10 protein-coding genes are annotated in these 6,840 nt (G+C 71.3%); 3 read left to right on the forward strand and 7 right to left on the reverse strand.

Annotation, left to right across the window (positions count from 1 at the left end):
- Positions 1–292: 292 nt before the first annotated feature.
- Both C1I93_RS32095 and C1I93_RS32100 read right to left on the reverse strand, forming a co-directional pair.
- Positions 293–916 (reverse strand): hypothetical protein, encoded by a 624-nt coding sequence (locus C1I93_RS32095; protein ID WP_212808491.1) that lies wholly within the window; start codon positions 914–916, stop codon positions 293–295.
- Positions 882–1,046, reverse strand: a complete 165-nt coding sequence (locus C1I93_RS32100) for a hypothetical protein (protein ID WP_212808490.1) — start codon at positions 1,044–1,046, stop codon at positions 882–884. Before C1I93_RS32100 ends, C1I93_RS32095 begins: the two co-directional genes overlap by 35 nt.
- A 466-nt stretch (positions 1,047–1,512) precedes the next feature.
- Here C1I93_RS32100 and C1I93_RS26775 point away from each other — a divergent pair, with 466 nt between their 5' ends.
- Genes C1I93_RS26775 through C1I93_RS31790 form a run of 3 tightly spaced genes read left to right on the forward strand, consistent with a single transcriptional unit; the run spans position 1,513 to position 3,579 of the window.
- On the forward strand, positions 1,513–2,223 hold the full coding sequence (locus C1I93_RS26775) for a hypothetical protein (RefSeq protein WP_146603588.1): 711 nt from the start codon (positions 1,513–1,515) through the stop codon (positions 2,221–2,223).
- Positions 2,220–3,164, forward strand: a complete 945-nt coding sequence (locus tag C1I93_RS26780) for a nucleotidyltransferase family protein (RefSeq protein ID WP_111246055.1) — start codon at positions 2,220–2,222, stop codon at positions 3,162–3,164. The genes C1I93_RS26775 and C1I93_RS26780 overlap by 4 nt, the downstream gene beginning before the upstream one ends.
- Positions 3,157–3,579, forward strand: a complete 423-nt coding sequence (locus C1I93_RS31790; protein WP_181445340.1) for a lasso peptide biosynthesis B2 protein — start codon at positions 3,157–3,159, stop codon at positions 3,577–3,579. The genes C1I93_RS26780 and C1I93_RS31790 overlap by 8 nt, the downstream gene beginning before the upstream one ends.
- 9 nt (positions 3,580–3,588) lie before the next feature.
- On the opposite strand, the gene C1I93_RS26790 is transcribed toward C1I93_RS31790, so the two are convergent.
- From C1I93_RS26790 to C1I93_RS31280, 5 genes are read right to left on the reverse strand one after another with little or no spacing between them, the layout of a single operon-like run.
- Positions 3,589–3,867: a PqqD family protein gene (locus C1I93_RS26790; RefSeq protein WP_111246057.1), complete on the reverse strand. Its 279-nt coding sequence runs from the start codon at positions 3,865–3,867 to the stop codon at positions 3,589–3,591.
- Complete coding sequence (locus C1I93_RS26795; protein ID WP_111246058.1) at positions 3,864–5,021, reverse strand: asparagine synthase-related protein; 1,158 nt, start codon at positions 5,019–5,021, stop codon at positions 3,864–3,866. The genes C1I93_RS26790 and C1I93_RS26795 overlap by 4 nt, the downstream gene beginning before the upstream one ends.
- 6 nt (positions 5,022–5,027) lie before the next feature.
- On the reverse strand, positions 5,028–5,888 hold the full coding sequence (locus C1I93_RS26800) for an ABC transporter permease (protein ID WP_111246059.1): 861 nt from the start codon (positions 5,886–5,888) through the stop codon (positions 5,028–5,030).
- Positions 5,885–6,499 carry an ABC transporter ATP-binding protein gene (locus C1I93_RS26805; protein WP_111246060.1) on the reverse strand — a complete coding sequence of 205 codons (615 nt, stop codon included), beginning with the start codon at positions 6,497–6,499 and terminating at the stop codon, positions 5,885–5,887. The genes C1I93_RS26800 and C1I93_RS26805 overlap by 4 nt, the downstream gene beginning before the upstream one ends.
- Positions 6,500–6,530: 31 nt before the next feature.
- Complete coding sequence (locus C1I93_RS31280) at positions 6,531–6,689, reverse strand: lasso RiPP family leader peptide-containing protein (protein WP_119663928.1); 159 nt, start codon at positions 6,687–6,689, stop codon at positions 6,531–6,533.
- Positions 6,690–6,840 lie beyond the last annotated feature (151 nt).

Consider the following 6,840-nt stretch of genomic DNA (forward strand, 5'->3'; position numbering starts at 1 on the left):
CGGGTGGGGTGGTCAGAGGCGTTGGTAGAGGTCTCGGGCGATGTAGCGCTTGAGGCAGCGTTTGATTTCGCGGTCGGTTTTGCCTTGGGTGCGGCGGCGGTCGGCGTAGGCGCGGGTGGGTTCGTCGTAGCGCAGTCGGGGACAGGGCGATGGTGTGCAGGGCGCGGTTGAGTTGGCGGTCGCGTGAGCGGTTGAGGCGGTAGCGGATGGTCTTGCCGGAGGACGCCGGGACCGGGGGGCCACGCCAGCGAGCATGGCGGAGGCGGCGTTGCGGGCAGCGGCCTTGGTGGGATCAGGCGGTCAGGACGGTGGCCGCGACGATCGGTCCGACGCTGGTGAGTGTGAGCAGGTCGGGCCGCCAGGAACGGACGATGGTGAGGATTGCTGTCTCGTGGGCGGCGGCTTCGGTTTCGAGGGTGCGGATGCGTCGGGCGAGGTCGCGTAGCACCGTCAACGCGGTGATGATCTCGACATCGCCGCTGACTGGTGTGGGCCGCAGCCGGGCGGCGGTGCTGATCATCGCGCGGGTGTTCTGCCCTCGGAACCGGGATCGGACCGTCTCCGGGGCGGTGACGATCAGGGCGTGGAGTTGCCGTTGAGCGGTGGTGGCTCGCTCGACGGCTGCGCGGCGGACGGTCAGTCGCATCTGCAGCGCTGCCCGTTCGGGGCCGGTCTTGGGCTGCGCCAACTGGGCGCGGGCCAGAGCGTCGCGGGCGGCGCGTTCGGCATCGATCGGGTCGGACTTCGTCCCGGCGCGGCGGGCTGGGGCGTTTCGGGCGGTCCAGTTCCACGACCAGCTGACCGGCGGCGGCCGGTTGTCGGTGAAGGCCGGCGCCGTAGCCGCCGGTGGCTTCCATCGCCCAGGCTCGCAGCCCTGAGTGCTACCCGGCCAGGGCCAGCAGTTGTGCATAACCATCCGGATCAGCGGTGACGGTCGTGCGATCCAACACGGCACCGGTGCGGGCATCCAGGACCGCTGCGGTGTGGGTGTGCTTGTGAGTGTCGACGCCGATGACGACCTCGACCAGATCTGCCAGCATGGACATGCGTTCTCTCCTCACCGTGGGGACGCGAGGTCCGGTCCGGTGCGGAGATGGCAGGACTGTGATGAGACACGCCAGCCACTACTGGCGGTCAAGCTCCTGATCAGGCCAAACGTCTCCCGCCGGGCCGGTGCCGGCAGCAGCAGACGGACAAGTCCCCTCAAAGGCACAAAGCCAGTCAGGCGAACGGTCACGCCTGCCACTGCCAGCCATCAGCTCATCACTACTGAACCGACCTCACCATGCTCACACTCAGCCGAGGATGGTGGAGCGGATCGCACCGTTCCGAAGGCCGACCCCGCTCGTTGAGCAGAAGGTGAATGCGGTCAAAACGGAGTCAGGTCGGGTCGCCTACGGGCTGCGCATTCGCGGCCTGGAAGGGGTACCGGAGCTCTGCCCGGCCGGCGACGACGACGATCGTCTTCCGTGCGTGCTGATCCGGCAGGTCCCTGCCGGTCCCGTTCCGGCAGTGGTCCCCGTGGACGGGGAACGCGGGGTGCGGTCGCTCTCCGACGGCCGGACCCTGGCCCTGTGTCGACGGTCCGCCACGGCGACGTTCTACGGCGACCCCCTCGCCCCGGACGTGCTCGCCCACCCGTACCTCTCCCCGGTGGCCACGGTCTTCAACAGGTGGGCGGGCCGGGAAGTCTTCCACAGCGGCGCCTTCGTCCAGGACGGCCGGGCGTTCGCCCTGCTCGGTACCCGAACCGCCGGCAAGAGCAGCCTGTTGGCGGCGCTGGCCGCCGGTGGGGTGCCGATCGTCGCCGACGACATCATGGTGGTCGACGGCGATAAGGTCTACCCCGGTCCACGCTGCATCGACCTGCGGGAACCTGTGCCGTCGGTCCGGCGGCCGGGCCAGGCGGTCCGGGCCCGGACCCGGACCCGGGTGGGCGTGGCACCGGTGCCGCCGCGCCTCCCCCTGGGCGGGTGGATCTTCCTGCGCTGGGGTCCGGACCTGACGATCCGACCGGTGTCCGCTGCTCGGCTGCTCACCCGGCTGGCCGCCGTCCGATTCTGGCCGCAGTTGCGCACAGACCCCGCCACCATGCTCACCATCGCCGCCCGGCCGGCGTGGGACCTGACCCGTCCCCGGGACTGGAGTCTCCTGCTGGACACGCAACATTTGATCCGTCGGGCCCTGACCGACGCCGCCGCAGCGGCTGCGGTGCCGCGATGATCGATCCGGCGGTTCGTGCCGCCGCTCGTTGTCTCGCGCTGGACGCCGAGACGGTTACGGTGTGCGCCGCCCTCGCCGCCGCCGACATCCCGGCGATCGTGCTGAAGGGGCCCGGACTCGCCCACCGGCTCGGGCTCGGCCACCGGCGTCACTACTCCGACGTGGATCTGCTGGTGTCGCCCACTGCCTTCGATCGTGCCGAGGCGACCCTGGCCGCTCTCGGCCTGCGCAGCGGACTTCCCGGAGGCCGGCCGGACGGTCGGGTGCTGTGGCACGAGCGGCCGTGGCGCACGGCCGCGCCGACGCCGCTCACGGTCGACCTGCACCGGGGCTTTCACGGGGTGGGTGACCCCGAGGCGTTCTGGGTCGCGCTTGCCGCGTCGGCGGAGCGACTACCGCTTGCCGGAGGATCGGTGCTGGTTCCCGGGGTGGAGGCGACCGCGCTCCTGGTCGCGTTGCACGCCGCCGTTCCGGGTACGTCCGACAAGCCGTACGCCGATCTCGTCCGCGCGCTCGCCGTGTTTCCGGCCCCGGTGTGGTCGGCCGCGGCGGACCTGGCGTACCAGGCCGGCGCCATGTCCTCGTTCGCGCTCGGGCTGCGTCTGGTTCCGGACGGCGCGCGACTGGCGACCGGGCTTCGACTGCCGACTGGGGCTACGCCTGCCGAACTGCTGCGGGCCCGTCGGAACGCACCGGTCGCCTATGTTCTGGCCAGGTGCGCCGAGCGGGGTGGCGTCGGCGCCCGCATGCGGCACCTGGCGGCGTACGCTTTTCCGCCCCCGGCGGCGATGCGGCACCACAGTACGCTGGCCCGCCGGGGCTGGCCCGGTCTGGCCGCCGCGTACGGGCAGCGGCTCCTGGCCCGCGGGGCGCGAATCCCGCGCGCACTCGTCGAACTGGTGGGAGCCTATCGAGCGGCCGGGCGGACCCGCGATGGCTGAGCGAGGTGCCGTGCTGGCGGCGGTGTGGCGGACCGGTCGACAGGGCGGTCTGCCGGCGCTGCGTACCGCGTGGTGGACCGTGCGGTCGGTGCGGTCGGTACGGCGGCAGCTCCGTGTCGGCAACCTGGAGCAGGTGTGCTTGTCTGGTCCACCGTCGGACGCCGACGGCCAGCACCGTGTGCTGCTCAGCGCGCTCGGGCGGTGCCGGGCAAACTGCCTGGAACGGGCCCTCGTGCGGCAACGCTGGTACGGCGCGCAGCGGATTCCTCGGACGATCGTGATCGGGGTGACCGCCCCCGGCGCGGGCTTCGCCGCGCACGCATGGTTGGACGGCGACGACGATCGGGAGTCCGCCACGATGGTGGAACTGCTGCGCCGGCCCGTCCCGTCGTCGTGGCTGCGGTCGGGCGGTTGAACCGGCGGTTCAGACCGGTTCGAGCAGGCCGTGTCGGCGCAACTCGGTGAGGAACGTGTGCACGTCCTTCCGCGCCTGGGCAGGGTCCACCGGGGCGTCCCGCACGAGCCGCGCCACCAGTTCACTCTCCGGCGTACCGGTCACCAGGAGTTCCCAGAGCAGCGCACCGGAGCGGTCGAGTCCGTAGTAGACCGCGCCGACGGTGTCCAGCACGACGATCTCCTGGCCAGTCTGTCGCCAGACGACCCGAGCCCGGTCCACCCGGTGGGTGGTCTGCTGTTCGCTCATGAGGTGACCCCTCGGTCGGGTGTGGTGGTGGAGCCCGCCGGAACGCTCGGCACCGGCGGCGGATTGGCGGCGAGCCAGAGCTGTTGGATCAGCAGGCTCTGTCGAGGTACGACGGCGCCCCGGGACCACAGGGAGCGCAGGGCGGGCACGTCGATGATGTCCGGGTCGACGTCGGTGCCGGGCCACTGCCGGATGAACCGCATCGTCGGTTCCCGGAGGAAGACCTCGTTGAAGCGGGCCTTGCCCCGTGGTGCCGTCACCACCGTGGGCAACGCGTCCCGGGCGATCTCGGCGAGCAGGTCGAACCGGGTGGCGTTCCGGCGGTGTCCACAGTGTGCGGTCAGCGCCTGGAGGAAACCCGCATCGAGCAGTGGCTGGGTCAGCGCCACGCGATGATCGGCGGCGACCGCCGCGAAGGCGTCGCGGCTGATCCGCACCTCGCGGCGGCGCAGGTGCCAGTCGATCCGGTCGCCGAGCCGGAACGGTTCGGAGCGCCGCAGTGCGTGGAGTTCGCGGCGCAGGTGGCGGGCCACCGGCGGCTGTAGCCAATTCAGGGTGGTGCTGACCTGCTGGCGGCGGGCCATTCCGACGGCACGCCGGAACCGGGCGACTCCGGAACGCAGCCGCCTCGGCAGCGGTGGACGCCAGCCGGACAGCACCTGGTCGCCGCCGAAGCCGGTGAGCAACGAGCCCTCGGCCGCGAGGTCGAGGATCGGCAGGTGTAGATGCAGATTGGCCGGGTAGAGCACACCGTGGCGATGCAGGAGACGGGTGGCGATCGGGCCGACCAGGTCGAGGTCGTCGTGCGCCCGGAGGATCTGCCACTGGGAACGGAGGCCCAGCGCGCGGATCACCTGGTCCTGCCGGGTCGACTCCTCGGCGCCCGGAGCGTCGGTGAATCGCCAGGTCACCGGGACCGGGTCGGGCAGCCCCACCCGGCGGGCCACCCGGGCCGCCACGGCGAGGACCAGCGAGGAGTCCAAACCTCCGGAGAAGCTGACCGCGCAGGGCTGGCGCTGCAACGCCGGCAGCACGGCACGTTCCAGGGCGGTCAGCGGGTCAGGACGGTCCGGCGTGGTCGGTGTGGGTGCGGAGCGCGCGTGGATGCCCGTGATGAGGCCGGTGGCGATGTCGGATGCGGTCGGACGGAACATGGGACCTCAATCACGGGTCAGGACGCCGCGCCGGGCGGCTCCGCGCAGGGCCCGGTCGAACATCCAGCAGCCGAGCGGCAGCAGGACCAGGGCCGCGACGAGCAGCGCACCGGCGGAGCCCATCCAGTCACCGCCGGAGAGCGCGGCCCGTAGGCCGTCCAGCGCGGACCTGGTGGGGAGCACGGTGGTCAGGCCCGGCAGCGGGCCGGGCAGCGCGGTAATCGGGAAGTAGGTACCGGACAGGAAGGAGAAGGCGACCACCAGGAGTCGGGCGAGGGTGTCACCGTGACCGACGGTCAGGCTGAGAGCGACAAGCACGAGCCCGACGGCCATCATCGTGGTGGCACCGGTGAGCAGGACGACGGCGACACCGAGCCAGTCGGCGTGGCCGACCCCGAGCCCGAAGCAGAGCGCGAGGACGGCCAGGTAGGCGGTGGCGCGCAACAACACGAACAGCAGGGGGTACGCGGCGAGTCCCAGCGCCAACAGCGATGCCGGCACCGGCTGGCCGACCAGCATCTCCAGGGTCCCGGCCCGCTGCTCCCGGCTCACCCGGGAGATGAGTTGCGTGGTGGCGGACTGCACGACGAGCATGAAGATGATGCCGACGGCGACGAAGTCGAAGTAGGCGCCCGAGGCGAACGATTCGTGCCCGCCGGCCGGCACCAGGACCCGCGAGATGAACAGGAACACCAGCAGGTTCATCATTCCGAAGACCAGGTCCAGCACCAGGGGCATCCGGAACAGCGTCCGCTCGGTGAGGTCCCGGCGGAGCAGCGCGACGGGTGCCCCGAGCCCGGCGTGTCGGATCGCGTCGGTCCTCGCGTGCCGCCGTGTCTCGGGGCGGGCCGGCGCGAGGCCGGTCATCGGCGTCCGCCCAGGTCGATCTGCTGTTGGCAGCGGTCCCGGGAAGCGCTGTGGTGCGAGGCGATCACACAGGTCAGGTCTGGCCGACGCGCCAGAGCGTGCCAGAGCTGCTCGCGTGCCTGCTCGTCGAGTGAGCGGTCCGGCTCGTCCAGGACGAGCAGGGCGGGGTCACCGATGAGGGAGCGCGCGATGCTGACCCTGGCCCGTGTTCCCGCGGAACACCTGTCGGTCGGGACGGTGGCGTGGTCGAGGAGATCGAACTCCTCCTCAAGGCGGGCGACCGTGCGGTTCGCCTGCCGCCAGGGCATCCGGAGGCGGGCGACCAGGGTGAGGTTGTCCCGGGCCGAAAGGCGTCCGTAGAGGCCCTGCTCGGGTGCGAGGCAGACGCCGGTCAGGCGGCGGGCGGCCAGTGAGCCGACCGGGTGGCCGGCGACACTGGCCCGCCCAGCACTCAGCGTCAGCGTGCCGGACACACAGCGCAGAAGGGTTGTCTTGCCGGTGCCGTTGCGGCCGCGAACGAACATCCATTGGCCCTCGGGCACTGTCAGACTCAGCCCTGCGAAGACCCATCGGCGACCGAAGCGGCGGCCCCCCGAGTCGAGCGTGAGCATCTGTCGACGCCTACCTGTCCGTCCCGCTCCGTCAGCCGAGCGACTCCTCGCTGAGGCCGGTGCCGTCGAAGGCCTCGTCGCCGCCGCCCAGCGTCAGCTCGGCGAGGGTGCCGAGTCGCCGGATGGTGGGCTCCTGGTAGGTGTCCGGCGTGGTCGCTGCCGTCAGGTGCTCGTCGTGGTTCTCGTGCATGGTCGCCTCTCCAACTGTGTCGAGATCGTCCCGACCAAAATAACAGCGAAGTGGACTAAGCGCCTCAATTCGTATATAACGGCTAAAACATGCTCGGTCGACGATCGTGCTCAGCCGAGGACCAGGCCGGGGTCGGGGTCGGGGGTGCTGG

Source organism: Micromonospora endophytica (genome assembly GCF_003236305.1).
In the GTDB taxonomy this organism is placed as follows: Bacteria; Actinomycetota; Actinomycetes; order Mycobacteriales; family Micromonosporaceae; genus Micromonospora; species Micromonospora endophytica.